Origin of the sequence: Stenotrophomonas sp. NPDC077421 (genome assembly GCF_049545505.1) — a bacterium.
In the GTDB taxonomy this organism is placed as follows: domain Bacteria; phylum Pseudomonadota; class Gammaproteobacteria; order Xanthomonadales; family Xanthomonadaceae; genus Stenotrophomonas; species Stenotrophomonas nematodicola.
Map to the genome: position 1 here is coordinate 94,432 of NZ_JBMWDP010000011.1, position 26,953 is coordinate 121,384.

General features: G+C 68.3%; 21 protein-coding genes and 1 pseudogene. 15 read left to right on the top strand and 7 right to left on the bottom strand.

What is annotated here, in order from left to right; genetic code table 11:
* Positions 1–35 precede the first annotated feature (35 nt).
* From ACPEH1_RS08290 to ACPEH1_RS08305, 4 genes are all read left to right on the top strand, one after another.
* Positions 36–2,072 carry a methyl-accepting chemotaxis protein gene (locus ACPEH1_RS08290; RefSeq protein WP_017356961.1) on the top strand — a complete coding sequence of 679 codons (2,037 nt, stop codon included), beginning with the start codon at positions 36–38 and terminating at the stop codon, positions 2,070–2,072.
* Between the two features lie 94 nt (positions 2,073–2,166).
* Entirely contained in the window at positions 2,167–8,880 is a 6,714-nt protein-coding gene (locus ACPEH1_RS08295) for an Hpt domain-containing protein (protein WP_423715616.1), read from the top strand.
* Complete coding sequence (locus tag ACPEH1_RS08300; RefSeq protein ID WP_136003062.1) at positions 8,867–10,177, top strand: chemotaxis protein CheB; 1,311 nt, start codon at positions 8,867–8,869, stop codon at positions 10,175–10,177. Before ACPEH1_RS08295 ends, ACPEH1_RS08300 begins: the two co-directional genes overlap by 14 nt.
* A 34-nt stretch (positions 10,178–10,211) precedes the next feature.
* A complete protein-coding gene (locus ACPEH1_RS08305; protein WP_017354592.1) occupies positions 10,212–10,682 on the top strand; it encodes a chemotaxis protein CheW in 471 nt (156 codons plus the stop codon).
* 33 nt (positions 10,683–10,715) lie between these two features.
* Here ACPEH1_RS08305 and ACPEH1_RS08310 read toward each other — a convergent pair whose 3' ends face one another.
* Both ACPEH1_RS08310 and bioA read right to left on the bottom strand, forming a co-directional pair.
* Positions 10,716–11,450, bottom strand: a complete 735-nt coding sequence (locus tag ACPEH1_RS08310; RefSeq protein ID WP_423715617.1) for a 16S rRNA (uracil(1498)-N(3))-methyltransferase — start codon at positions 11,448–11,450, stop codon at positions 10,716–10,718.
* Positions 11,441–12,832 carry an adenosylmethionine--8-amino-7-oxononanoate transaminase gene (gene bioA / locus ACPEH1_RS08315; RefSeq protein WP_017354594.1) on the bottom strand — a complete coding sequence of 464 codons (1,392 nt, stop codon included), beginning with the start codon at positions 12,830–12,832 and terminating at the stop codon, positions 11,441–11,443. The genes ACPEH1_RS08310 and bioA overlap by 10 nt, the downstream gene beginning before the upstream one ends.
* A gap of 56 nt (positions 12,833–12,888) precedes the next feature.
* On the opposite strand from bioA, the gene nudE reads away from it, so the two are divergent.
* The 8 genes from nudE (at position 12,889) to gcvH (ending at position 18,544) form a co-directional block, all read left to right on the top strand.
* Positions 12,889–13,437 (top strand): ADP compounds hydrolase NudE, encoded by a 549-nt coding sequence (gene nudE / locus ACPEH1_RS08320; protein ID WP_017354595.1) that lies wholly within the window; start codon positions 12,889–12,891, stop codon positions 13,435–13,437.
* Entirely contained in the window at positions 13,434–14,237 is an 804-nt protein-coding gene (gene cysQ / locus ACPEH1_RS08325) for a 3'(2'),5'-bisphosphate nucleotidase CysQ (protein WP_313241750.1), read from the top strand. The genes nudE and cysQ overlap by 4 nt, the downstream gene beginning before the upstream one ends.
* A gap of 19 nt (positions 14,238–14,256) precedes the next feature.
* Entirely contained in the window at positions 14,257–15,069 is an 813-nt protein-coding gene (gene mazG, locus ACPEH1_RS08330; RefSeq protein ID WP_017354597.1) for a nucleoside triphosphate pyrophosphohydrolase, read from the top strand.
* Positions 15,066–15,389: a YnfA family protein gene (locus tag ACPEH1_RS08335; RefSeq protein ID WP_017354598.1), complete on the top strand. Its 324-nt coding sequence runs from the start codon at positions 15,066–15,068 to the stop codon at positions 15,387–15,389. Before mazG ends, ACPEH1_RS08335 begins: the two co-directional genes overlap by 4 nt.
* A gap of 60 nt (positions 15,390–15,449) precedes the next feature.
* Positions 15,450–16,412, top strand: coding sequence for an SPFH domain-containing protein (locus tag ACPEH1_RS08340; RefSeq protein ID WP_017354599.1), 963 nt, complete (start codon positions 15,450–15,452; stop codon positions 16,410–16,412).
* 1 nt (position 16,413) lies between these two features.
* Positions 16,414–16,845, top strand: coding sequence for an NfeD family protein (locus ACPEH1_RS08345; RefSeq protein WP_017354600.1), 432 nt, complete (start codon positions 16,414–16,416; stop codon positions 16,843–16,845).
* A 94-nt stretch (positions 16,846–16,939) separates the two neighbouring features.
* Positions 16,940–18,052 (top strand): glycine cleavage system aminomethyltransferase GcvT, encoded by a 1,113-nt coding sequence (gcvT, locus tag ACPEH1_RS08350; protein ID WP_017354601.1) that lies wholly within the window; start codon positions 16,940–16,942, stop codon positions 18,050–18,052.
* A gap of 96 nt (positions 18,053–18,148) precedes the next feature.
* Positions 18,149–18,544: a glycine cleavage system protein GcvH gene (gene gcvH, locus ACPEH1_RS08355; RefSeq protein ID WP_017354602.1), complete on the top strand. Its 396-nt coding sequence runs from the start codon at positions 18,149–18,151 to the stop codon at positions 18,542–18,544.
* Between the two features lie 465 nt (positions 18,545–19,009).
* On the opposite strand, the gene ACPEH1_RS08360 is transcribed toward gcvH, so the two are convergent.
* Positions 19,010–19,447, bottom strand: a complete 438-nt coding sequence (locus ACPEH1_RS08360) for a hypothetical protein (RefSeq protein WP_192813848.1) — start codon at positions 19,445–19,447, stop codon at positions 19,010–19,012.
* Between the two features lie 24 nt (positions 19,448–19,471).
* Here ACPEH1_RS08360 and ACPEH1_RS08365 point away from each other — a divergent pair, with 24 nt between their 5' ends.
* On the top strand, positions 19,472–19,996 hold the full coding sequence (locus tag ACPEH1_RS08365) for a hypothetical protein (protein WP_017354603.1): 525 nt from the start codon (positions 19,472–19,474) through the stop codon (positions 19,994–19,996).
* Between the two features lie 143 nt (positions 19,997–20,139).
* On the opposite strand, the gene ACPEH1_RS08370 is transcribed toward ACPEH1_RS08365, so the two are convergent.
* Both ACPEH1_RS08370 and ACPEH1_RS08375 read right to left on the bottom strand, forming a co-directional pair.
* On the bottom strand, positions 20,140–21,534 hold the full coding sequence (locus ACPEH1_RS08370; RefSeq protein ID WP_017354604.1) for a serine hydrolase domain-containing protein: 1,395 nt from the start codon (positions 21,532–21,534) through the stop codon (positions 20,140–20,142).
* A gap of 153 nt (positions 21,535–21,687) precedes the next feature.
* Positions 21,688–23,418 (bottom strand): GMC family oxidoreductase, encoded by a 1,731-nt coding sequence (locus tag ACPEH1_RS08375; protein ID WP_313241752.1) that lies wholly within the window; start codon positions 23,416–23,418, stop codon positions 21,688–21,690.
* Between the two features lie 79 nt (positions 23,419–23,497).
* On the opposite strand from ACPEH1_RS08375, the gene ACPEH1_RS08380 reads away from it, so the two are divergent.
* Positions 23,498–24,832: an NTP/NDP exchange transporter gene (locus tag ACPEH1_RS08380; RefSeq protein WP_136003066.1), complete on the top strand. Its 1,335-nt coding sequence runs from the start codon at positions 23,498–23,500 to the stop codon at positions 24,830–24,832.
* Between the two features lie 28 nt (positions 24,833–24,860).
* A complete protein-coding gene (locus ACPEH1_RS08385) occupies positions 24,861–25,217 on the top strand; it encodes a DUF1304 domain-containing protein (protein ID WP_017354607.1) in 357 nt (118 codons plus the stop codon).
* A 209-nt stretch (positions 25,218–25,426) separates the two neighbouring features.
* Here the strand turns inward: ACPEH1_RS08385 and ACPEH1_RS08390 are convergent, their stop codons facing one another.
* Together ACPEH1_RS08390 and ACPEH1_RS08395 are read right to left on the bottom strand one after the other, a co-directional pair.
* The gene (locus tag ACPEH1_RS08390) at positions 25,427–25,936 is read right to left on the bottom strand and encodes a hotdog fold domain-containing protein (RefSeq protein ID WP_017354608.1); all 510 of its coding nucleotides are present in this window, start codon (positions 25,934–25,936) and stop codon (positions 25,427–25,429) included.
* 87 nt (positions 25,937–26,023) lie between these two features.
* Positions 26,024–26,953: pseudogene (locus tag ACPEH1_RS08395) on the bottom strand (acyl-CoA dehydrogenase domain-containing protein); the annotation flags it as partial.

Sequence of the window (26,953 nt, forward strand, 5' to 3'; positions counted from 1 at the left end):
GTCTGTCTCACCGCATTGAAGATCGAGGTTGAACCATGAGTACTGCTTCGGAATCCGCCAAGGCCGGCAAGCTGGGCTCGGTGGGAACCAATTTCTGGCTGGGCCTGCTGGCCCTGTCGATGATCGTGTTCGGCGTCAACACCGGCGTAGCCACCTGGCAGGGCAGCCGCCTGGCCGGCGCCAGCACCGGCGCGGCCGACCTGCAGGTGTTGTCCCAGCAGCTGGCCAACCAGGGCCGTGAGGCGGTGTCGGGCAACGCGCAGGCGTTCACTGCGTTCAAGGACACCAAGACCCGCATCGAAGGCACGGTGAGCAACCTCAAGGGGCGCTACGGCAACGAGGCCAACGTGGCCGGCCCGCTGGAGCAGCTCAGCCAGACCTGGGAGCCGCTCGGCAAGAGCGCCGGCCAGCTGGTGGCCAGTGAACCGGCGGTGCTGGCGCTGGCCGGCAATGCCAACAACTTCGTCAACGGCGTGCCGGCCCTGCAGGCGCAGCTGAACGAAGTGGTCCGCGCGATGTCGGCCGGCGGCGCGCCCGCCTCGCAGGTCTACAACGCCCTGCAGCAGGTCGTGGTGGTGGGCTCGATGGCCCGCCGTGTGACCGAAATGCGCGCCGGTGGCGCCAATGCCGCTGCCGCCGGCGATGCGCTGGCGCGCGACTCGGTGGTGTTCACCCAGGTGCTCGACGCGCTGCGCAACGGCAACGAGGAACTGGGCATCACCCCGGTCCGCAACGCCGCCGCACTGACCGCGCTGGAGCAGTCGCAGAAGCAGTGGGACACGATGAAGCAGGACGCCGACGCGATCCTGGCCAGCTCGCGCCAGCTGTTCGCCGCGCAGTCGTCGGCCGCCGCCCTGACCGCCGGCGCCGGCAGGATGCTGGACGACAGCAAGAAGCTGTTCGAAGCCTTCTCCTCGTTCGGTTCGGTGCGCGATACGCGGTTGTTCCCGAACTTCTGGCTGGGCGTCATTTCCGGCGCGCTGTCGCTGATCGCCATCGTCGGCTTCGTCAGCAGCACCGTGCGCAGCCGCTCGCGTGAACAGGAACTGCGCTACCAGACCCAGGTGGAGTTCAACAGCCGCAACCAGCAGGCGATCATGCGGCTGCTGGACGAAATCAGCTCGCTGGGTGAAGGCGACCTGACGGTCAAGGCCTCGGTGACCGAGGACATGACCGGCGCGATCGCCGACGCGATCAACTACGCCGTGGACGAACTGCGCCACCTGGTGACCACCATCAACGACACCTCGGCCAAGGTCGCCGTGTCCACCCAGGAAACGCAGGCCACGGCCATGCAGCTGGCCGAAGCGGCCGGTCACCAGGCCAACCAGATCACCTCGGCGTCGGACCGCATCGGCGAAATCGCGTCGAGCATCGAGCAGGTGTCGCGCAACTCGGCCGAATCGGCCGACGTGGCCCAGCGCTCGGTGGTCATCGCCGCCGAAGGTGCCGGCGTGGTGCGCGAAACGATCCAGGGCATGGACCAGATCCGCGACCAGATCCAGGAAACCTCCAAGCGCATCAAGCGCCTGGGTGAGTCCTCGCAGGAAATCGGCTCGATCGTGGAACTGATCAACGACATTTCCGAGCAGACCAACATCCTGGCCTTGAACGCGGCCGTGCAGGCGGCCTCGGCCGGTGAAGCCGGGCGTGGTTTCGCGGTCGTGGCCGACGAAGTGCAGCGCCTGGCAGAACGTACCTCCGGCGCGACGCGACGCATCGAAAACCTCGTCCAGGCCATTCAGGCCGATACCAACGAAGCGGTCAGCTCGATGGAGCAGACCACCGCCGAAGTGGTGTCCGGTGCGCGCCTGGCCGAAGACGCCGGTACCGCCCTGACCGAAATCGAACGCGTGTCCAACGCGCTCAACAACCTCATCAAGAACATCTCGATCGCTGCCCAGCAGCAGTCGGCCGCTGCATCGGACATCACCCGCACGATGGGCGTGATCCGTCAGATTACCGGCCAGACCTCGCAGGGTGCGGGACAGACCGCCGAGTCGATCGGTCATTTGGCACAGCTGGCGGCCGACCTGCGCCGCTCGGTTGCCGACTTCAAGCTGCCGGCGTGAACGACCGGCAGGGCGGAGAGGGAAGGAATCAGCAGATGATGCATCGCCACAATCACCAGCACATCCTGTGCGCGAACCTGCCCGGAGCCCTGGCATGAGCACGCTGCGCGATGCGATGAGCCACGCTGCCCTGGGCTGGGTCAAGCCGGAGCTGGACGAAACTCTGCGCCAGGTCCGGCACGAGGTCGAGTACTTCGTGGAAGACCCCGCTGACGGCGGCCGCATGCGCTTCTGCGCCGGCTACCTGCATCAGGTGCAGGGCACCCTGCGGATGGTCGAGCTGTACGCTCCGGCGATGGTGGCCGAGGAGCTGGAACAGCTGGCCAACGCCATCGGTGCCGGACAGGTGCCCGACCGCGATGAAGCCTGTGCCACGCTGATGCGCGGCAGCGTGCTGCTGCCCGATTATCTGGAGCGCCTGCAGAACGGCCACCGGGATATCCCGATCGTGCTGCTGCCGCTGCTCAATGACATCCGGGCTGCGCGCGCTGCGCCGGGCATCAACGAAAGCGTGCTGTTCGCTTTCGCGCCGGACAGCGCCAGCGCCACCGAAGCCGAACTGGACCACGCGCGCGGCAGCCTGAGCGGCCGCAACCGCGAGCTGCTCGATACCGTGGGCAACGCGGTCAAGGAAGAACTGCTGCGCATCAAGGATGCGCTCGATCTGCACCTGCGCACCAACGGCGAGCCGGTGCAGCTGCAGACCCAGGTCAACGAGCTGGGTGCGGTGGCCGATACCCTCGGCATGATGGGCCTGGGCGTTGCCCGCGGCGTGGTCGTGCAGCAGCGCGATGCGCTGCGCAGCGTGGTCGACGGCGAACAGCAGATCGACGAAGGGCTGCTGCTGGATATCGCCGGCGCGCTGCTGTACGTGGACGCATCGCTGGACGACCAGGTGGCCCACCTCGGGGCCGGCGGCAGTGGCGAGGACGACCCGAGCGCGGTGGAAAACCGCCGCACGGTGGAAGTGCTGGCCCATGAGGCGATCGCCAACTTCGCCGCGGCGCGCGAGCATTTCGTCGCCTTCATCGAAACCAACTGGAGCCACGCGCAGCTGCAGGAAGTGCCGCGCCTGCTGGGCGAGGTGTCCGGCGCGCTGCGCATGCTGGATCTGGCCGTGCCGGCCGACTACCTGCAGGGCGTGCGCCAGTACATTGCCGTTGAGCTGATCGGCAAACAGCGCGTTCCCAGCGGTCGCCAGCTCGACACGCTGGCCGATGCGATGGCCAGCCTGGAGTACTACCTGGAAGCGCTGCGCGAACGCCGTCCCGGTCGCGACGAGATCCTGGACATCACCCGCAGCAGCCTGGAAACCCTGCGTTACTGGCCGTTGCCGGATGCCGGCAGCGCGCCGGCGGATACCAGCGCCGAAGCGCTGCCGGTCGCCGCCGAGCGCATCGATGTGGCCGCGTGGGACGCGCCGTCGATCGAGCCGATCGCGATCGAACCGACCCCGCTCACCGCGCAGGAACCGGTCAGCGTGCCGCCCCCGTTGCCGGACTTCACCTTCGATCCGCTGCCCGCGGCACCCGCGCAACCCGCGCCGTCCGCGCCGGTCGCGCTGGTGTTCAACGCCTCCACCGCACCGGTGGCACCGGACGCGCCGCAGTGGGAGCTGTCCACCGCGCGGCCGCATGATGAGGTCTCACCGGCATCTGCCGCGTTCGATCCGGTGCAGGCCGAAACGCCGACCGCGCCGACCGCATGGAACCTCGTGCCGACGCTGGACAGCGTTGCCGCCGAGGCCGCCGATACCGACACCGCCGATGCGCTGTCGGGGGCCGATGATGTCGATGCCGTGGCCGACGAGATCGTGATCGCCCACAGCGCCGCCGGCTTCGACCCGGTGGCCGCTGAGCATGACGTGCTGGACATCAGCGACGAGCCGATCGAGTTCACCTTCGACGACGACCTGCGCAACGCCGACGACGTGCTGTCGCTGGATGTCCAGGATGCCCAGCGTGTCCAGGAGGCCGCGCACCTGGCCGAACCGGACGCGTTCGATGTGGACGCATTGCCGACCTTCCTGCAGGACACCGCCGCCGGCGGCGCCAGCGATGGCGTTGCCGCGTCCGGCGACATGGACGCGGATGCACCTGCGCCGGTCGAGGACGCTGTCCCCGCCGATGCGCTGCCGGACGACACCCTGGCGGTCGATGTGCCGCTGACCCCGGTCAGCGGCGGCGTGCATGAAGCGGTGATCGGCAAGATCGACCTCGATGACGAATCGGCGCGGTTCCTGGCCGAGCTGGACGCGGCGGCGGCCCAGTTCACCACCCAGCCCGTCGAGACACCGGTCGCGGCCACGCTGGCGCCGGACACCCTTGATACCAGCATCGATGCCGGTTTCGAGGACGATGGCGAAAACATCGACCAGGACATCCGCGACGTCTTCATCGAGGAATTCGACGAGGAACTGGAGAATCTGGGCAACCTGCTGCCGGCATGGCGTGCCGCGCCCGACAATCTGGACCGCCTGCGCCCGATCCGTCGCGTCTTCCATACCCTCAAGGGCAGCGGCCGTCTGGTGGGCGCACGCACCCTGGGCGAGTTCAGCTGGAAGGTCGAAGGCATGCTCAACCGCGTGCTCGACGGCAGCCGCGCGGCCACCCCGGCGGTCGTCGCGATGGTCACCCAGGCCTATGAAGTGCTGCCGCAGCTCAATGCCGCGCTGCGCGGCGACAGCCGCGTGACCGCCGACCTGCAGGCCATGCAGGCCATTGCCGACCGCGTGGCGGCCGGTGAAGAGACCTTCCACGTGCCGCTGCAGCGCCCGGCCCCCGTTGCCGCGCCCGTGGCGGAGAACACGACCGCCGAGACGCCTGTCGAGCCCGCGCTCGAGGTGCTGGCGGACGCCCCGGTCGAGGCCGGTACGCCGGCCAATATCGACAGCGTGCTGCGCGAAATCCTCGAGGCCGAGGTCGACACCCACCTGGCCACGCTGCACGCGTGGCTGGATTCGGCAGCGGCGACCCCGGCGCCGGTGACCGATCTGCTGCTGCGTGCCATGCACACCATGAACGGTGCGTTCGCGATGACCGAGGTGCCGGAGATCACGGCCGTCACCGGGGCTGCCGAATCGTTCATCAAGCGCTCGCTGGCGGCCGGTGAAACGCCGGAGACCGACGGTGTGGCGGCGCTGCGCGATGCCGCCGCCGCGATCACGCTGACCATGAACGCGTTGCAGACCGAGTTCCCGCGCATTCCGGTGCAGCACGACCTGGCCGCACGCCTGCAGGCGCTGGCCGATCGGCTGCCCGAAGCGCGCTGGCCGGCGCTGGTCGACGACGACGCGATCGACGTGGAGACGGCGGAGCTCGATGCGCTCGACGCCGACGCCGACGTCATCGACGCCATCGACGCCGAGCCGGTGGTCGAGGCAGTGAAGAGCGCGGATGCCGATGCGACAGCAATCGATGCACCGTCTGAGGCTGATGCCCATGCTGACGAGCGCATCGAGGACATCGACGCTGTCGCGGTGAGTGACGCCGGACAGAGGGCGGCCGCCGATCCACTGGGCGCGGACGTACTGCCCGACGCCGACGCATCCGTACAGGACGTCGACGCGGCCGGCTTCGCCCGTGCCGATGCGTCCGACGACGTGGATGTGCAGGACGCGGAGCTCGAGGCCGACGGCCTGGTGGTCCTGGATGCGGCAGACCTGGCCGCCGACGAGGCGTCGGTGCTGTCCATCGGCGACCTGACGGGCAGCGACGACCTGTCCCGCTTCCTCGATGAAACATCGCTCCCGGCGGCCCTTGCCACCGGTACGGCCGGCGTCGCGACCGCCAGCGGCGACGACGCCGATGCCGACGTGGTTGTTGCGGTGGATGCCGTGCTGGAGACCGCCGCGAACGACACCGCAGCGGACGGTCTGGACGCGGTCGAGCTCACCGCCGCCGATGACCTGTCGCGCTACTTTGGTGTGGTCCACGACAACGCCGGCGCCGCGCCGGCAGACCACGACGCCACCGATGCCGCGCCGCCGGCGTTCGACGGTGAGGCGTTCAGCGACGAGGAAGAGGACGCCCTCATTGCCGACGCCCATGCCCTGGACGACGTGTTGCCGCCGGTGCCGTCGTTCGGCGAGCCGGTGGATACGCAACAGGCGCTGGATGACGGCCTGACCGTGGTCGATGCGCCGGAGGGCAATGAGGCGCCCGTGGTGGGGGTGATCGGACTCGACGCCAGCAACGATGACGGCGCCGAAGCGGATGCGTTCGCCGATACGCTGGACGACACCGGAACGCAGGAGAGCGCCGCAACGCGCGTCGCGCCCACGCCGTTCTTCGAACTGGAACAGTCCACCGTCGCGATCGATGCATCGGTCGATGCGCCGGCATCCTCCGCGACCCTTGACGCCGACGCCGACGCCGACGCCGACGCCGACCCCGGGCAGGCGCCCACGCGGGTCGATGGGCAGGGTGCCGAGGATGCCGCCGACGCGCTGGACTTCAGCGTGCTCGACCAGGAGCTGGTCGACATCTTCGTGGAGGAGGGCAAGGATCTGCTCGACCACTGCGATGGCCTGATCAGCGAACTGCGCGCCGCGCCGCAGGACCGCGACGTGCTGGCCGGGCTGCAGCGCGATCTGCACACCCTCAAGGGTGGCGCGCGCATGGCCGGGATCAATCCGATCGGTGACCTTGGCCACGGCATCGAATCGTTGCTGGAAGCCGTGGCGGCCAACCGCACCGACATTGACCGCAGCGACGTCCATCTGCTGGAGCGTGGCTTCGACCGCCTGCACCAGATGCTCACCCGCACCGGTGACCACCGCACGGTGGCGATGCCCGACGACCTGATCGCCGCCTTCGAGCAGCGGACCCAGGGCCGTGCGGTCGTGGTCGAGGACGCGCTGCCGGCCGAAGCGCCGGTGGTGGAGGACCGCAACCAGGCCGTGGCCGATGCGATCGCCACACGGGTGGCCGCACCGCTGTCCGCGCCGGTGCCGCTGGAAGTGGTCGGCGACGACGACGCGCTGGCACGTCCGCAGCAGGAACAGGTGCGTGTGCGCGCCGATCTGCTTGACCGCCTGGTCAACCATGCCGGTGAGGTGGCGATCTACCGTTCGCGGCTTGAGCAGCAGCTGGGCGCGTTCCGGGGGGCCATGTCCGAACTGGACCGCACCAACGCCCGTCTGCGCGACCAGCTGCGCCGACTCGACCTGGAAACCGAAGCGCAGATTGTCGCGCGCTACCAGCGCGAGCAGGACCAGGCCGACCACAAGTTCGATCCGCTGGAACTGGACCGCTTCTCCACCCTGCAGCAGCTCAGCCGCGCGCTGAACGAATCGGCGGCCGACCTGGGAGGCCTGCAGGGTGTGCTGGATGATCTGTCGCGCCAGTACGACGTCCTGCTGCAGCAGCAGTCGCGCGTCAGCTCGGAACTGCAGGATGGCCTGATGCGCGCGCGCATGGTGCCGTTCGACGGGCTGGTGCCGCGCCTGCGCCGCGTGGTGCGCCAGGCCGGCCAGGACACCGGCAAGCAGGTGCATGTCACGCTGGAAGGCACCCACGGCGAACTGGACCGCAACGTGCTGGACCGCATGGTCGCGCCGCTGGAACACATGCTGCGCAACTCGGTCGCCCACGGTCTTGAAACGCCGGAGCAGCGCCGTGCCGCCGGCAAGCCGGAAGAGGGCGAGATCGCCATCCGCCTGCGTCGCGAGGGCTCGGAAATCGTGCTGGAAGTGGCCGACGATGGCGCCGGCCTGGACCGTGACGCGATCCGTCGCCGTGCCGAACAGCGCGGTCTGATCGAGGCCGATGCGGTCCTCAACGACACCGAATTGGACGCGATGATCTTCGCCTCCGGCTTCAGCACCGCCGACCAGGTCAGCCAGCTGGCCGGCCGTGGCGTGGGCATGGATGTGGTGCACAACGAAGTACGCCAGCTCGGCGGCTCGGTGGACATCCACTCCGTGCGGGGGCAGGGCGTCACCTTCACGCTGCGCCTGCCGCAGACGCTGGCGGTCACCCAGGCCGTGTTCGTGCAGATCGGTGACACCACCTACGCGGTACCGGTGGCGTCGGTCAGCGGCATCGGCCGCATCTCCCGCGAGCGTTTCGAGTCCACCAGCGCCGGTGTGTACCACTACGGCGGCGAAGAGTTCGCCCTGCACGACCTGGGCACGCTGGTCGGCCAGGCCCAGGCACGCGCCGAAGGCCAGGCCCAGGTGCCGCTGCTGCTGGTGCGCGCCGGCGACCTGCGGGCCGCCGTGGCCATCGACCAGGTGCTCGGCAACCGCGAAATCGTGGTCAAACCGGTGGGTCTGCAGATCGCATCGGTGCCGGGTATCTACGGCGCCACGATCACCGGCGATGGCCGCGTCGTGGTCATCCTCGACGTCGCGCCGCTGGTGCGTCGTTTCCTCGCCAACCCGCACAAGCCGATCGCGGTGACCACCCAGGTCAGCGACCGCGACGTGCCGCTGGTCATGGTGGTGGACGACTCGCTGACGATGCGCAAGGTCACCGGCCGCATTCTGGAGCGCCACAACTTCGAAGTGACCGTCGCCCGCGACGGTGTCGAAGCACTGGAGCGGCTGGAGGAGCGCGTGCCCGATCTGATGCTGCTGGATATCGAGATGCCGCGCATGGATGGCTATGAACTGGCCACCGCGATGCGCGCCGATCCGCGTTACCAGCAGGTGCCGATCGTGATGATCACCTCGCGCAGCGGCGACAAGCACCGCCAGCGTGCGTTCGAAATCGGTGTCCAGCGCTACCTGGGCAAGCCGTACCAGGAACTGGATCTGATGCGAAACGTTTACGACCTGCTGGGGATCGCCCGTGTCCGCGAGTGACTCCCATCCCCTGTTGTCGGTGGCGCTGCTGGCCCGTGACGGTGCGGCGCGCGACCGCCTGCGCGATGCGCTCGGCCACGCCGGTGCGCGCCTGGTGTTCGAGGGCGATCCCAATACCCTGGAGCCACAGGCGCTGCGCGATGCCGATCCGGGCGCGGTGCTGATCGCACTGGAACCGGCCATCGAGGATGCGCTGGAACGCCTGGACCCGGTGCTGGCGTCGCCCTCGCTGACCCTGATCTTCGACGAGGCCGACCTGGCCGCCCGTCGCGACGGCTGGGAAGCCCAGCGCTGGGCGCGTCACCTGGCGGCCAAGCTGCATGGGCACCAGGACGTGCTGCCGCCGGGCTCGGAGCAGGACCACCTGCTGCAGCCCGAACCTGGCCTGCCGACCACCCCGGCGCAGCTGCATGCCGATGCGCCGCTGTCGTTCCACGTGCGCGAGGCGTTCGACGCGGCGACCGAGGTGCCGGCCGACGGTCTCTACCAGGCGCCGTCCGGCATCCGCGAGCCGATGTCGCTGGAAGAAGCGCTGGCCGGGCTGCAGGCACCGCCGGAAACGGTGCCGGCGCCCGTCAACGCGGCGCCGCCGGTGGCGCCGCCCCCGTTGCCGGTGGCCTCCTTTGGCGATCACAGCAGCTGGTCGCTGGTCGATGACCACGGCACGCCTGCTGCAGCGTCCGTCGCCGCCGCTGTGCCGCCGCCTGCGTTCGACAGCGAACGCCTGTCGCTGGTGGCGCTGGAAGCCGACGTGGACCCGGGCAGTGCCGCCCCCGGCGCGGTCCTCGTGCTGGCAGGCATCGGCGGTCCGGACGCACTGCGCCGGCTGCTGGCTGGCCTGCCGGCCACGCTGGCTGCGCCGGTACTGGTGCACATGCGCCTGGACGGCGGCCGATACGGCAACCTGGTCAAACAGATGGCCCGCGTCTCCGCGCTGCCGGTGGTGCTGGCCGAAGCCGCGCAGCCGGTGGAAGCCGGGCAGGTGTACATCCTGTCCGACGACATCGGCGTGACCGTCCACAACCGCGGCCTGCACTTCGTCGCCGATGCCCACGGCGTCCAGGTCGGCGCGCTGCCGCCGGCGCACAGTGCGGTGGTGCTGCTCAGTGGCGCCGATGCCAGTCAGGTCGATGACGTACTCGCGCTGGCCGTGGCCGGTGCCTGGGTGGCCGGCCAGGTGGGTGAGGGCTGCTACGACCCGACCGCCGCCAATGCGGTGGTCGCTGCGGGCATGGAGGCCGGTGAGCCGCAGCAGCTGGCCCAGGTCATCGCCGATCGTTGGGGCGGGGACACGTGAACCACGCCGCCGCCCATTACAGGAACCAGAGCGCATGAGCTACGCCAACAACGACGAAATCCGCGGCGTCCTGATCCAGGCCGGGCATGAGCGCGTGCTGCTGCCCAACGCCACCGTCGCCGAAATGATGTCCAAAGTGCCGGTTGAGACGATCGCCGATGCGCCCGCCTGGCTGGTGGGGCAGATCGCGTGGCATGGCTGGGAAGTGCCGCTGCTTTCGTTCGCGCGCCTGTCCGGGCTCGGCGACGAGCCGGTACATGGCAACAACAAGGTGGTGGTGCTGAAGGCCCTGGGAGGCAATGCGCAACGCCCCTATTTCGCCCTGCTGACCCAGAGCTTCCCGCAGTTGATCTCCGTCCCGCGCGACGGCCTGCTGGCCGACGCCTCCGAGGAAACCCTGCCGCAGGGCGTGCACATGCGTGTGCTGCTGGGCGAGCAGAGCGCACTGCTGCCGGACCTGGACGCGCTGGAAGCAGCGTTGGACCAGGCCCACCCGGTGGCGTGACCGGCAGGCCACGACCGGGGGTCGTGGCACTGCTTACCCCAGATCGCCCAAACGCGCCTGCACGGCCGCAATCGCGGCCAGCCCGGCGGTCTCGGTGCGCAGGATGCGCGGACCCAGCTGCAGGCCCTGGAAGCCGGCCTGCTGCAGTGCCTGGCGGTCGCGCGGCGACCAGCCGCCCTCGGGCCCGATCGCGATCACCACACCGCCGGCCGCCGCCTGCAGGGTGGACAGGCGATGCTCGCCGAGGGGATCCAGGGTCAGCTTGAGCGCCCCGGCGGGCAGGCCGCGTGCTGCATCGAGCAGCGATTGCGGTGCGGCCACGGACGGCACGCGTGCCCGGCCAGACTGGCCGCAGGCCGAGACCACCACGCTGATCCAGTGGGCCAGGCGCTTTTCCGCGCGCGCCGCATCCAGCTTTACTTCGGTGCGTTCGGCGTTCACCGGCACGATGGCATTCACGCCCAGCTCGGTGGCCTTCTGCAGGATCAGGTCCATTTTCTCCCCGCGCGCGATGCCCTGCAGCAGGGTGATGTGCAGCGGCGACTCGTTGGCCACCTCGCGGGCGTCATCGATGCGCACCTGCGCATCGCGCTTGCCTGCTTCGACCAGGCGTGCGGTGTAGTCGTGGCCATCGCCGTTGAACAGCACGCAGGTATCGCCCTCCCGCAGGCGCATCACGCGCACCAGGTGGTTGGCCGCGTCCTCGGGCAGCGACACGGTCTGGCCGATCGCGAGGGCGGTCGGGATGAAGCTGCGGGTCACGCGCATGCGGTGGCGTCCTCGATGGCGGCCAGGGTGGTCTGGGCCAGCAGGTCCAGGTGTTCGTCCTCCACGCAATAGGGAGGCATCCAATACAGCACGTTGCCGAGCGGGCGCAGCACCACCCCGCGCTTCAGCGCGGCGGTGTAGGCGCGCAGCCCGATCCGCGCCTCGGCAGGGAAGGGGGTGTGTCTGTCGCCGTTGCGGGCAAGCTCGAAGGCCACCACCATGCCGGCCTGGCGCACGTCGGCCATGTGGGGATGGTCGGCGAACGGCGCGGCCAGTCGCCGCATCACCTCGGCGGTGCTGCGGTTGCGCGCGATCACATCGTCAGTGGCGAAGATGTCCAGCGTGGCCAGCGCGGCCGCGCAGGCCAGCGGATTGCCCGTATAGCTGTGCGAATGCAGGAAGGCACGCTCGCGCGAGTCATCCAGGAAGGCGTCGTACAGTGCCTGGGTGGTCAATACCGCGGCCAGCGGCAGGAAGCCACCGGTAAGGCCCTTGGACAGGCACAGCAGGTCCGGCATCACCCCGGCCTGTTCGCAGGCGAACAGCGTGCCGGTGCGGCCAAAGCCGGTAGCGATTTCATCGGCGATCAGGAATGCGCCGTTGGCATCGCACAGCGCCCGCGCCCGCTGCAGATACACCGGGTCGTGCATGCGCATGCCGCCGGCGCACTGCAGCCGCGGCTCCAGAATCACCGCGCAGATCTCGCCGGGATGCCGGTCGAACAGGTCGGCCAGGCGGTCGGCGGCCTCATGGGCGCGCTGGGCGGCACTTTGACCGGGCTCGGCCAGATAGGCGTCGGGAGACGGCGCGAACAGCGCTTCGGTGAGGAGGGGCGCATACACCCGGCGGTACAGCGGAATGTCCCCGACCGACAGGGCGCCCAGCGTCTCGCCGTGGTAGCCGTTCTCCAGCGCCACGAAGCGGGTCCGGTGCATCTCGCCGCGGTTGCGGAAGTAATGGAACGCCATCTTCAGCGCCACCTCCACGCCGGCCGACCCGTTGTCGGCGTAGAACACCTTGGCCAGCGGGTCGCGCCCGGGCTGACGCGGTGCGATCGCCAGCAGGCGCTCGGCCAGGGCCACCGCCGGTTCGTGGCTGAAGCCGGCCAGCATCACCTGCTCCAGCTGGGTAGCCTGGTGCGCGATGGCCGCGCCGATGCGGGGCTCGGCGTGACCGAACAGATTGGTCCACCAGCTGCTCACCGCATCCAGGTAGCGGCGGCCATCATGGTCGATCAGCCACGGGCCTTCGCCACGCGCGATCGGTACCAGGGGCAGGGTGTCGGGGTGCTCGCGCATCTGGGTGCACGGGTGCCACAGCACAGCCAGGTCGCGTTGCCGCCACCGGTCGGCCAGCGTGAGGGGGGCTGGGTCTGCTAGCATTTCGGGCTCATGAACACGTTTTCACCTGCACACATTCTATCCAAGAGCCTGTTCGCATGAGCCGTCGCCTGCCCATCATCCACCAGATCACGGACGAGGAAAGCGGGCCCTTCCAGCGCCAGCACCTGGACCTGGAATTCTCCAACGGCGAACGCCGCCGTTTCGAGCGTCTGGTCAGCCGGGGCCACGGCGCGGTGGTCGTGGTGCCGATGCTCGACGAGGAGACCGTGCTGCTGGTGCGTGAATACGCGGCCGGCGTGCACCGTTACGAGCTCGGCCTGGTCAAAGGGCGCATCGATGCCGGGGAAAGCCCCGAGCAGGCCGCCGACCGCGAACTGAAGGAAGAGGCGGGGTACGGTGCCCGCCGCATTGATGTGCTGCGCGCGATGACGCTGGCGCCGACCTACATGAGCCACCAGTCCTGGCTGGTGGTGGCCCGCGACCTCTATCCCGAACGCCTGGTCGGCGACGAACCCGAGGAGCTGGAAGTGGTGCCCTGGAAGCTGGCCGATCTGGACCAGCTGATGCTGCGCGAGGACGTCTCCGAAGGCCGTTCGCTGGCGGCGTTGTTCATCGCCCGCGAGTGGCTGGGACGTCGGGAATGATCAAACTCACGACGGATCTGCGCGAAACCGTCATCGCCATCGCCCAGGACGCCGCCGCCGCCATCATGGGGGTGTATGCCACTGAGTTCGATGTGGAGATCAAATCCGATCGCAGCCCGCTCACCGCGGCCGACCTGGCCGCCAACCAGGTGATCGAGCGCGGCCTTGGCCAGCTCACTCCGGACCTGCCGATCCTGTCCGAGGAATCGGCGCAGGTGCCGTGGGAGGTGCGCCAGCACTGGGGTGCCTATTGGCTGGTCGATCCGCTCGACGGCACCCGCGAGTTCGTCAAGCGCAACGACGAGTTCAGCGTCAACATCGCGCTGATCTACCAGGGGGCGCCGGCCTTCGGCGTGGTGCTGGCGCCGGTCAGTGGCACGGTCTGGCATGCGATGCGTGGTGAGCTGGCGTATCGCCGCGACGGCATGCGCGACTCGGTGCTGCGCACCCGCACGCCGGCCGTGCCCCCGCTGAAGGTCGCCGCCAGCCGTTCGCACCGCAGCCCGCAGACGCAGGCGCTGCTGGACCGGATGGGCGGGATCGAGCTGGTCGCACAGGGCTCGTCGCTGAAATTCTGCCGGCTCGCCGAGGGCACGCTCGACGTCTACCCCCGGTTGGGACCGACCGCCGAATGGGACACCGCCGCAGGTCAGTGCGTGCTGCACGCCGCCGGTGGTGCGGTGCTGTCGGCGGCCACCGGCAAGCCGTTCCGCTACAACCGCCGCGACACCCTGTTGAACGGCGACTTCATCGCGCTGGGCGATACCCGCCTGCCGTGGCGCGACTGGTTGCCTGCCTGACCCCATCGGAGAACCCCGCATGACCCCCAGTGCCGAACTGGACCGCCTGCTGCAGATCATGGCGCGCCTGCGCGATCCCACGCAGGGGTGCCCGTGGGACCTGCAGCAGGACTTCGCCAGCATTGCCCCGTATACCGTCGAGGAGGCCTACGAAGTGGCCGACGCGATCGACCGCGGCGACCTGGACGACCTCAAGGACGAACTGGGCGATCTGCTGCTGCAGGTGGTCTTCCACGCACAGATGGCCAGCGAGCAGGGCGCGTTCGCCTTCGCCGACGTCGCCCGTGCGATCAGTGACAAGATGCAGCGGCGTCATCCGCACATCTTCGCCGACGTGGAGGTCGACGACGCCGACCAGGTCAACCTGAACTGGGAGGCGATCAAGCGTGCCGAACGCGCGGCCAAGGGCCACACCGATACCTCCGCGCTGGCCGGCATTTCGCGTGGCCTGCCCGAGTGGCAGCGGGCGGTGAAGCTGCAGGCCCGCGCGGCCCGGGTCGGCTTCGACTGGCCCGACCCGCAGCCGGTGCTGGACAAGGTGCGCGAGGAACTGGACGAGGTGGCGGCGGAATTCGCCCGCGGTGATGTCCAGGCCAACCACGCGCGCCTGCAGGAAGAACTCGGGGACCTCCTGTTCGTCTGTGCCAACCTGGCCCGGCACGCCAAGGTCGATGTCGGCGCGGCGCTGCGCCAGGCCAACCACAAGTTCGAGCGCCGCTTCCGCGCGATGGAGGCGCAGGCCGCCGCCGCCGGGCAGCGCATGGACGCGCTGGACCTGGAGGCGCAGGAGCGCCTCTGGCAGCAGGCCAAGCGCGACGAAGCGACATCGTGAACACGCTGCTGCTGTTCGTACTGACCGCCGTGGCCGAAATCGTCGGCTGCTACCTGCCGTGGCTGTGGCTGCGCAAGGACGGCAGTGCGTGGCTGCTGCTGCCGGCAGCGGCCAGCCTGGCCCTGTTCGCCTGGCTGCTGACCCTGCATCCGGTCGCCAGCGGCCGCGTCTACGCCGCCTACGGGGGCGTCTACATCGGCACTGCGCTGATGTGGCTGTGGCTGGTGGACGGCATTCGTCCCAGCCGCTGGGATCTGCTTGGCGTCGCCCTGTGCCTGGCCGGGATGACGGTGATCATGTTTGCCCCCCGCGGCAGCTGAACCGGGTGTCGCAGCGCAACTGACCGTACAATCGGGACATCACAGGGAAAGGAGTTTCCGATGTTTCCGACCATGCTGTTCTCGCTGGTGCTTGCCTTCGTGGCCGTCGTCATCCTGTTCAAGGCCGTGCGCATGGTGCCGCAGGGCTACGAGTGGACGGTCGAGCGCTTCGGCCGCTACACCCACACCATGTCCCCCGGCCTGCATTTCCTGATTCCGATCGTCTACGGCGTCGGTCGCAAGGTGAACATGATGGAGCAGGTGCTGGACGTGCCCAGCCAGGAAGTGATCACCAAGGACAACGCCGCGGTGCGCGTGGACGGCGTGGTGTTCTTCCAGGTGCTCGACGCGTCCAAGGCGGCCTATGAAGTGGCCAACCTGGAAGTGGCGATGATCGCGCTGGTGCAGACCAACATCCGCACCGTGATCGGATCGATGGACCTGGACGAATCGCTCAGCCAGCGCGAGGTGATCAATGCCCAGCTGCTGAGCGTGGTCGATCATGCCACCAACCCGTGGGGCGTGAAGGTCAACCGCATCGAAATCCGCGACATCCAGCCCCCGCGCGACCTGCTCGACGCGATGGCTCGGCAGATGAAGGCCGAGCGCGAAAAGCGCGCGCAGATTCTGGAAGCCGAAGGCTCGCGCCAGTCCGAGATCCTGCGTGCCGAAGGCGAGAAGCAGGCGGCCGTGCTCGAAGCCGAAGGCCGCAAGGAAGCCGCGTTCCGCGATGCGGAGGCGCGTGAGCGCCTGGCCGAGGCCGAAGCCAAGGCGACCGAAATGGTGTCCGACGCGATCGCCAAGGGCGACGTGCAGGCGATCAACTACTTCATCGCGCAGAAGTATGTGGAGGCGTTCAAGGAACTGGCGACCTCGCCGAACCAGAAGCTGGTGCTGATGCCGATGGAGGCCAGTGGCGTGATCGGATCGATCGCCGGTGTGGCCGAACTGGCCAAGGAAGCGTTCGCCAAGCAGGAAGAGAAGAAGGCCGCGCGCGCGGTGCCGCCGCGGATCGGAGGCTGACATGCGCTGGGAGGTCGTAGGCTGGGGCGCGCTGGCATTGGTGCTGTTTGCGGCCGAAGCGCTGGCCCCGGGGGCGTTCATGCTGTGGATCGGCATCGGGGCGGCGGCGGTGTTCGTGCTGGTGGCCGTGTTCGCCGACATTCCGCTGCTGTGGCAGGTGGTCGCGTTCGTGCTGCTCAGCGTGGTGTCGATCCAGTGCTACCGGCGCTGGGGGCGCTCCCACGATCGGCAGAGCGACGCGCCGTTGTTGAACCGGCGTGCCGAACAGCTGGTGGGGCGGGTGGTGCTGCTGGACCAGCCGATCGTCGCCGGCAAGGGCCGCGCCAAGGTCGACGACGCGTTCTGGGTGGTGGATGGCCCGGACCTGCCGGCCGGGAGCGCGGTACGGGTGGTGGCGGTGGCGGGCATGACGCTGAAAGTGCAACCGGTCTGAGCAGGCTGCGGCGGCGCATTCCGCACCGCCGCAGGCGTTGTGAAGACGGTTCTGGGATAATGGCGCTCTTGCCTTCATTCCCCCGGAACCGGTCATGACCCAGAAGACGCTTCTCAACGACACCCACCGCGCACTCGGCGCCAAGATGGTCGATTTCGGTGGCTGGGACATGCCCATCCACTATGGCTCGCAGCTGGACGAACACCACCTCGTGCGTGCCGACGCGGGCATGTTCGACGTCAGCCACATGACCGTGGTCGATCTGCGCGGCGCGCAGGTCAAGCCGTTCCTGCGCCGCCTGCTGGCCAACTCGGTGGACAAGCTCAAGGCCACCGGCAAGGCGCTGTACTCGTGCATGCTCAACCCGCAGGGCGGGGTGATCGACGACCTGATCGTCTACTACCTGGCCGACGACTTCTTCCGCATGGTGGTGAACGCCTCCACCCGCGAGAAGGACCTGGCCTGGATCCGTGAACAGGCGGCCGCCTTCGACGTGCAGGTCACCGAGCGCGACGACCTGGCGATCATCGCCGTGCAGGGCCCCACCGCACGCGCGCGCGTGATCGGCCTGGCCGCGGAGGGCGACCGCGCCGCATTGAACACGCTCGGCCGTTTCGCCGCGATCGAGGCGACCGCCGCCAGCGGTGCGCCGCTGTTCGTGGCGCGCACCGGCTACACCGGTGAGGACGGGTTTGAAATCCTGATTCCGCAGAGCGACGTGGTCGCCTTCTGGAACGCCCTGGCGCAGGCCGGCGTACGTCCGGCCGGGTTGGGCGCGCGCGACACGCTGCGCCTGGAAGCCGGCATGAACCTGTATGGCCAGGACATGGACGAGCAGATCACCCCGTACGAAGCCGCCCTGGCCTGGACCGTGGCGCTGGACGAAGGCCGCGACTTCATCGGCCGCGAGGTGCTGGAAGCGCAGAAGGCGGCGGGCGACGCACGCCAGCTGATCGGCCTGGTGATGGACGAGAAGGGCGTGCTGCGCCACGGCCAGGCGGTACTCACCGCCAGCGGCCAGGGCGAGATCCTGTCCGGCACCTTCTCCCCGACGCTGGGCAAGGGCATCGCGTTCGCCCGCGTGCCGGCCGGTGAGCTGGGCCAGGTGCACGTGGACATCCGCGGCAAGCAGGTCCCGGTGCGCGTGGTGAAGTTCCCGTTCGTGCGCGAAGGTCAGGCCCAGCCCGGCGTGCTGGTCGAGGCCTGATCCAGCAGTTTCCGGCGCGCGGTTGCCCAGCGGCCCGCGCCGGTTGGTTACACTACCCCCGTTTCCCGAACCCCTGAATTTTCTCGGAGCAGTTCCATGAGCGAGATCCCCGGCGACCTCAAATTCCTCAAGTCCCACGAGTGGGCGCGCGTCGAAGGCAATGGCCGCGTCACCGTCGGTATTTCCGACCATGCCCAGGGCCTGCTTGGCGACCTGGTCTACGTCGAGCTGCCCAACGTCGGCGACACGGTCAAGGCGGGCGAGCAGGCCGCCGTCGTCGAGTCGGTGAAGGCCGCCTCGGACGTGTACAGCCCGATCACCGGTACCGTGGTCGAGGTCAACAGCGCGCTGTCGGACAAGCCGGAAACCATCAACGAAGATGCGTACGGCGAAGGCTGGATCTTCGTGGTGGAAGTGACCGGCACCGACGAGTTGAACGAGTTGCTGGCGCCGGACGACTACGCCGAGCTGCTGGAGAACGAGGATCACTGATCCTGCGTCGCTCCCAGGAACGGCCGCCTTGTGCGGCCGTTTTTTTTTGGGCTGTTCTCCCGCGGACGGGAAAACGAACGGCATGCACCGGCGCGGCGGCGTTAGCGAGGCGTGATGATGTTGCGGTGTGCGCGCGCTGCCGGCGCGTTCCGCGTCGGCTCATGCCGTCGGGTTGGGAACCCATCGCGACGGGTCATGAGCATGCCGATGCGCGTCGCCGCACATCGACATGCGGTCGCAGGACGACCGCTGGCGACCTGCCGAAGGTGCGATCGCGCCGACACTGCGCGGCAGAAAGTTTGCGCATTTGCGTCAATCGGGTAGTAAAAAGCGCAGCCGGATGTGAAAACTTTTCCGACGGATTTTGCCCCTTTGTTGGCAGCCGGTCAGACAGGCGCGCCGCTGCTCGCACACCTGCCTGTGCGCATGCCGCCACCCGGGGTGTGTTTCGCGAAAGTGCTTCTTTTAAGTTGTTTTTGTTTCAGGGCTTGCCGCCGACAGGGCATCGGCGTGTCCGTTGGTGTGGGCATGACGTGTCGGTACGGGGTGTCCAACGGGTGCTCGGCGCAGCGCGTCGGACGTGTCCGGTGTGAAAATTTTTCGCCGGGGTTGTTGACAGTGAAAAAAAGCGTGATTAGGTTTCGCCAAGCAGACCTTGCCTGCCAAGAGAGTGAGCAGAATCGACATCCAGTCGCGAAGCACAACCAGGACATCCACCTTGCATCCGATGACGGTGGAGTCGGCTTCGCTTCCTTCGGTGAAATGCAAGGGCACCCCTGATCCGACACCTGCCTGGCCGATCCCGGTAGGTGTCCCCGTATCCGTCACGACGCGCATGACGCGACGGCGGTCCCCGCAACGCAGCAACGGCGGGTTTGCTTTACCTGGGCGTTTCAACTCCATAGATCACTGACGAGGAGCCATCCCATGGCAACCAAGAAAGCTGCGAAGAAAAAGCCGGCCGCCAAAAAGGCAGCCAAGAAGGTCGCTAAGAAGGCGACTGCCCGTAAAGCCGTGAAGAAGGTCGCCAAGAAGGCGGCGGCCAAGAAGACGGTGAAGAAGGCCGCCAAGAAGGCGACCGCCCGCAAGGCAGTGAAGAAGACAGCCGCCAAGAAGGCGGTCAAGAAGGTAGCGAAGAAGGCGGCTGCCAAGAAGACCGCGAAGAAGGCAGTGAAGAAGACGGCGAAGAAGGCCGTCCGGAAGGTCGCCAAGAAGGCGGCTGCCAAGAAGACCGCGAAGAAGGCTGTCCGCAAGGTAGCCAAGAAGGCGGCGGCCAAGAAGGCCACCCGCAAGACGGCGAAGAAGGCCGTCAAGAAGGTAGCCAAGAAGGCTACGGCGAAGAAGGCCACCGCCAAGAAGGCGGTCAAGAAGGTTGCAAAGCGCAAGCCGGCAGCCCGCAAGAAGAAGGCTGCCCCGGTCGCCCTGCCGGCAACCCCGGCACCGCTGATCTAAGCGTTTCCCGATAGCCGCACCTGAAACTCCTTCCCCGGCAGCCCAGCGGGGAGGGAGTTTTTTTATGGGTGCGTTTCCGGCCGGTGCCCACAGAAAAAAAGGCGGCCAAGTGGCCGCCTTTTTCCAACGAGAGGTCGCTGCGATCAGTGCGGCGAGGCCACCGCACGGTTGGACGAAACGCCCTTGCGCTTGTTCTGCGGGGCGGCATCTTCGGCCATCAGGTTGTCGCTGCCGAAGTCGGTATCCACGTCCAGCCAACGCTGGCTGGGCAGGCCCATCGCTGCGTCGAGCACGGTCGGCAGCAGGCCGCTGGGCAGGCTGCTTTCACCGTTCCACATGATGGCAATGCCGAGGTCGCGTTCCGGCACCAGCGCAACCAGCCCACGGTAGCCCTGCACCGCGCCGGCATGGAACACCACTTCATGGCCGGCGTAATCGAAGTTGCGCCAGCCCAGTGCGTAGCCGGCCGAATGCAGGCGTTCGCGGCGCCAGCCGGAGCGCATTTCGCCCGGGGTGCTGATCAGGGTGGAGTGCAGGGTGGCCAGCAGCGGCGCAGGCAGCACGTCGGGCCGGTGTCCGGTGTGGGCCAGCAGCCACTGCGCCATGTCGCTGGCGCTGGCATTGACGCCGGCCGCCGGTGCCAACCGGTAATAGGTGGGCTTGGGGGTCAGGGCAACCCAGCCGTTGCGGCTGCGCACATGCGGACGCGCCCAGCGCGAGCTGGCCTGGATGCCGGCCAGGCCGAGGCTGGCGTCATCCATGCCCAGCGGCTTGAACAACCGACGCTCGACGGACTGTTCGTAGAAACTGCCGGAGGCGGCGTAGACCACGTCGCCGATCAGACTGAAGGCAACGTTCTGATAGGCGTAGCACTCGCCCGGCTGGCACTTGAGCGAGGTCGAGGCCAACTTGTGGGTCAGCGTGTAGTACTCCGCGTTGGCTTCCACGTCGCGGTCGTATGCGTTGTAGGGCAGGCCGACCCGATGGCTGAGCAGGTCGGCCACGGTCAGCCGCTCGGTTGCTTCCGGCGAGTTCAGCCGGAAGCCGGGGACGTAGTCGGTGACCTTGCTGTCCCAGCGCAGGGTGCCGTCGTTGACCAGCAGGCCGGCCATCGTACCGGCGAAGGCCTTGGACAGCGACGCGAGGCGGAACACGGTATGCGCGTCGACCTGCTGCGGATTGTTGACGTCGGTAACGCCGTAGCCCCGCGCGCTGAGCACGCGGCCGCCCTGGACGATCGCCACGGCCATGCCGGGGACGCGCTCGCCATAGGTGAGCTGCTGGGCCATCGATTCGATTGCCGCGACATTGAAGCCCGGTGCGGGCGGCAGTACCTGCCGCGCGGCCGGCGCGGCGCGATACGCGGCCGGCTGGGTGTGCGGCACGTTGGCCGGGACGCTGTTCTCGATGTTGACGGGGAACGCGGACGGCGAGGCACTGGGGGTCTGTGCAGTGGAAGACATTGCGATGGGCATCAACATGCCCAGCAACCCGGTTGCCGCCGAACGGATCGGTCGGCGCCTGCTGTTCTGATTCATCGTGTAGGGCCCGTGCGCGACTGCTGTAAGGGATTCTAGCGCCGCTTTTCCTCATTGCACAAACGAAGCGAAGATGAATACGTATCGCATTGAAAATGCGTGGGTTTTTGCGCTGCTCCGACGGTCCGTGCCGCCGACGCGGCGGGGCCCTGTTCAGCGTGATCCCGCGTCCTGGCGCAGCCACTGCGCGGCCCGTTCGGCGATCATCAGGGTGGGGGCGTTGGTGTTGCCGCTGATCAGGCTGGGCATCACCGCAGCATCGACCACCCGCAGCCGCTGGGTGCCGTACACCCGCAGCATCGGGTCGACCACGGCATCGGCATGCTGGCCCATCGCACAGGTGCCGACCGGGTGGTAGATGGTCTCGGCCTTGGCACGGATGAACGCGGCCAGGGCCGCATCATCCAGATCGTCGCGGGCAGGAAAGACCGGGGCGCCGCGCCACGGATCGAACGCGGGCTGGGCCAGGATCTGCCGGGACAGCCGGGCGCACTCGATCATCATCCGCAGGTCGTGGCCGTCCGCATCGCCAAGGTAGTTGGGCTGCAGTCGTGGCGGCGACCGCGCGTCGGCATCGCGCAGGTACAGCCTGCCGCGGCTGCGCGGATGCAGCGGGCACGCATGCAGGGTGTAGCCATCACCGGGCAGGCGATGGCGGCCGTGGTTGTCGAGCATGGCCGGCACGAAGTGGAACTGCACGTCGGCGCGTGCGTCCGGCGCCAGTGCCGAGCGGGCGAAGCCGCCGGCCTCGGCCAGGTTGCTGGTGCCGGCACCGCGATGGCCGCGCAGGAAGTAGTCGATGGCGATGCGCAGCTCGTTGCTGCGGTCGTAACTCACCCCGGGATGGGTGTGCACGACCGTGCAGATATCCAGGTGGTCCTGCAGATTGCCACCCACCCCGGGCAGGTCCACGCGCGGGGTGATGCCGTGGCCGCGCAGTGCGTGGGCGGGACCGATCCCGGAGAGCATCAGCAGTTGGGGCGAATGGATGGCGCCGGCGCTGAGGATCACTTCGGCCGATGCGGTGGCATGTCGATGCTCCCGGCCACGCCGGTAGTGCACGCCGGTCGCGGTGGTGCCGGCGAAGCTCAGCGCCACCGCCTGGGCGCCGGTGAGCACGGTGAGGTTGCGCCGTGCACGCGCCGGGCGCAGGTAGGCGGTGGCACTGGAGCAGCGGGCGCCATCGCGCTGCGTGACCTGATACAGGCCGACGCCGAGCTGGTCGACGCCATTGAAGTCATCGTTGGGCGCATGGCCCGCCTGCACGGCGGCGGCCAGGAACACGGCCGAGAGCGGGTTGTGGTGGCGCAGGTCGGACACCGACAGCGGTCCGGCATCGCCGTGCAGCGCGCTGGCGCCGCGGCTGTTGGCCTCGCCATGCAGGAACCACGGCAGCACCTGCGCCCATTCCCAGCCGGTGGCGCCGGCAGCCGCCCAGCCGTCGTAGTCGGCCGGCACGCCGCGGATGTAGCACATCGCATTGATCGCGCTGGATCCGCCCAGCACCTTGCCACGCGGCCACCACAGGCGCCTGCCGTCCAGGGCGGGCTCCGGCTCGGTGTCCAGGTTCCAGTTGATGCGCCGGTTGTTGACCAGCCGCGCCAGGCCGGCCGGCATGTGGATGAAGGGGTTGCGGTCGGCCGGGCCGGCTTCGAGCAGCAGCACCTGGCACTGCGGGTCGGCACTGAGCCGGTTGGCCAGTACACAGCCGGCCGAGCCGGCGCCGACGATGATGTAGTCGTACCTGTCCCGTGCCAATGCCAGCAGCTCCCCGATGGTGTACCCCGGAGCATAGGGCAGACGGACGGTGAACGGGTCGGGCGGTGTGGGCCGGGCAGCGCTACGCGGGTGCGGCGGTCGGCTACTGGCGATGTTGCGGTGCATCGTTTACCTTGCGCGCTTTGCCGCCCGGAGTTCCCACGATGCTGCCGTTTCGACGCCGCCTGAGCGCGGAGCGGGTGCGATGACCGCCGTGGCCACGCCGGTGCGGGGATCGGGGCTGCGCGATGCGCTGCGCCAGTCGCCGCCGCTGATCTGGGCATCGGTGTACTTCTTCTGCCTGCTGAGCGGCTATTACGTGCTGCGCCCGGTACGCGAGGCGATGGCGGCCTCGGCGGACCTGCAGACATTGTTCCCGTCCGGGCTGATCGCATGGTTCGCCGGCCACGGCATTGCGCTGCAGGACTTCGTGCTGCAGTTTCTGTTCACCTGCGTGTTCCTGATCATGCTGGTGATGCAGCCGCTGTACGGTGCGCTGGTGAGCCGCTATCCGCGGCGGGTGTTCCTGCCGGTGGTGTACGGGTTCTTCATTGCCACGCTGCTGGGCTTCTATGTGCTGTTCGACAGTGGGGTGCCCGGTCGCGGGATGGCGTTCTTCTTCTGGATCACGGTGTTCAACCTGTTCGCGGTGGCGGTGTTCTGGAGCTTCATGGCCGATGTGTTCTCCAACACGCAGGCACGTGCGTTCTACGGCTACATCGGCGCGGCCGGCACCATCGGGGCCTTTCTTGGCCCGATCATCACGTCGGCGCTGGTGCAGCGGGTGGGCATCGCCAACCTGATGCTGGTCTCGGCCGGCTTCCTCGGTGTATGTCTGTTCTGCATCTGGCGGCTGCGCCTGTGGGCGGTGGCGCGTGAGCGGGATCAGCAGCTGGTGTCGGGCGAGACGCCGATGGGCGGAAGCGTGCTGGACGGCCTGAAGCTGATCGCGCGCGAGCCGCTGCTGCGCTGGCTGGCGCTGATGGTGCTGTTCGGCGTGGGCATCGGGACGCTGTTGTACAACGAGCAGGCCGCGATCGTGCGCCGGCTGTACACCGACCCTGCGGCCAGTACGGCATTCTTCTCGCGGGTGGACCTGGCGGTGAATGCGCTGACGCTGCTGATGCAGTTGGGGCTGACCCGGTGGCTGTTGTCGCGTTACGGGATCGCGCCGGCATTGTTGATCCCGGGCTTTGCGATCATCGTGGGCTTCTCGGTGCTGGCGGCTTCGCCGCTGCCGCTGCTGGTGGCGATGGTGCAGGTGATGACGCGGGCGAGCGAGTTTTCGCTGGCCAAGCCGGCACGCGAGACGCTGTACACGCGGGTGGACCGCCAGTGGCGGTACAAGGCCGGTGCGGCGATCGATACGGTGGTGTACCGCGGCGCGGACCTGGGCTTTGCGTGGGTGCACAAGGGGCTGTCGCTGTTCGGCTCGCACGTGCTGTTTGCGGGGGGGCTGGTGGTGGCCGGGCTGATGACCTTTGCCGCGTTCGGCCTGCTGCGCGAAGAAAAGAAGCTGCCGGCCGAGCGCCCGGAGTAAGCTCTCCCCATCCTTCCGAGGCCTGCCCATGTACTGGACCGCACTGATCCTGACCCTGGTGGTCGCCCTGCTGCACGTGTACTTCCTCGTGCTGGAAATGTTCCTGTGGACGCGCCCACTGGGCCTGAAGACGTTCCGCAACACGCCGGAGAAGGCCGAGACCACGCGCGTGCTGGCGGCCAACCAGGGGCTGTACAACGGCTTCCTGGCAGCCGGCCTGTTCTGGGGCCTGTTCGATCACCTGCCGATGCTGGTCAACTTCATGCTGGGCTGCGTGATCGTGGCCGGCTGCTACGGCGCCTACAGCGTCAACAAGCGGATCTTCTTCATCCAGGCCGTCCCGGCGATCCTGGCCGCGATCGCCTGGCATTTCGTGCCGGCGTAAGCGAGGTCGCCGGTAGGTGCCGACCGTTGGTCGGCACAGCCAGAGCCAAAGCCCGCATCTGGATTCTCCCCGGCTTGGCTGGCGGGCGTGTCCCGTACCCTCATTCCCGCCGGCCACGCCCGGGAGAATGCGGATGAGGGCTGTGGCTGTAGCTCTGGCTCTGGCTCTGGCGTTGAAAGGCACAGAGCGTGCCGACCAGCGGTCGGCACCTACCGATCGGTGAGGTGACCGGTGGTTGGAGCGTTCCGCGAACGGTCCTGCGGTGAGAGCCACATCTGGATGCGGGCGCTGAAGACCGGTGTGCCGGCGGTGTCGCGGATATGGACGTCCACGGGCAGGGTGTAGCCGCTGTCGGCCGCGATGATCGGCTGGGCGGGTGTGGCGACGGCGTGCTGGGTGCCCGTGGCCTTGGCGAGGTACTGCACTTCCATGCCCTTCGGAATCCAGCGCATGCCGCGCGGCAGCGAGGCGTCGACCATCAGCCCGGCGGTGAGTTCGGCCAGGTTGCACAGTGCGATGGCGTGGACCGTGCCGATGTGGTTGGTGACCCTGCGCCGGTGCGCGATGTGGCCCTCGCAGCGACCGGGTTCGAGCACGGTGATGCGCGGGGCGATGCTGGCGAAGTAGGGCGCCTTGAAACACACCGCGCGCGTGAACAGCCATTGGCCTGCGGGCCAGCGCTGCATGCGACGGTACAGGGTGAGCAGTGGAGCGGACATCGGGGTCTCCTGGAAAGCGGCCGGGCGCCGCTGCAATGAAAAACGGCGGACCGAAGTCCGCCGTTTCCGTTCACGTCGATGCAGGCATCACGCCGCTTCCGAGCGTGCGTCCTTGCGCTCGCGGTCGTAGTAGCTGGCCGCGCGCAGCTCGTGCGGATCGAAGTCGTCCACGGTGATGGTTTCCAGCGTCAGCGCGCGGAGTTCTTCCAGCAGGGTGCGCTCGTCCTGGGTGATGACGCCCTCGGCCACGGCTTCGTCCAGCTGGGTGGTGAAGTCCAGGGCTTCGATGCCCTTGGTCTTGACCGCCTTGATGAACTTGCGCTCGACCGGCTCGGCCATGATCGCCTTGGACAGGTAGCTGTTGATGCGGCCACCCGGGTTGTTGTCGCACGGCGTCAGGAACACGCCGTTGGCCAGGCGGTCGCGGGCTTCGTTGGGCGCCATGAGCAGCGCGGCGACGCGGTGACCCAGGCGGTCGCCCGGAGCCTCGGCGCGGCGGCCGAACGGGAAGATCAGCGCCCACATCAGCCAGCCGATCGGACGGATCGGGAAGTTGCGCAGCGCGGCCGACAGCGACTCCTCGATCTTGTGCACGCTGTCATGGAAGGCCCAGGCCAGCAGCGGCTGGTCGGTGGCCGGCGCACCTTCGTCGTGGTAACGCTTGAGCATGGCGCTGGTCATGTAGATGTGGCTCAGCACATCGCCCAGGCGACCGGACAACGACTCCTTGAACTTCAGCTTGCCGCCGAGGGTCATCATCGAGATGTCGGCCATCAGCGCCAGGTTGGCCGAGTAACGGTCCAGCTTGCGGAAGTAGCGGCGGGTATAGGCATCGCCCGGGGCGGCACCGAACCGGGCGCCGGTCAGGCCGAACCAGAACGAGCGGACGGCGTTGGAGATGCCGAAGCGGATATGGCCGAACAGGCTGCGGTCGAATTCCTGCAGGCCGGCACGGGTGTCCGGATCCTGCGCGGCCTTCATTTCCTCAGCACCCACGGGTGGCAGAGGATCGCACCC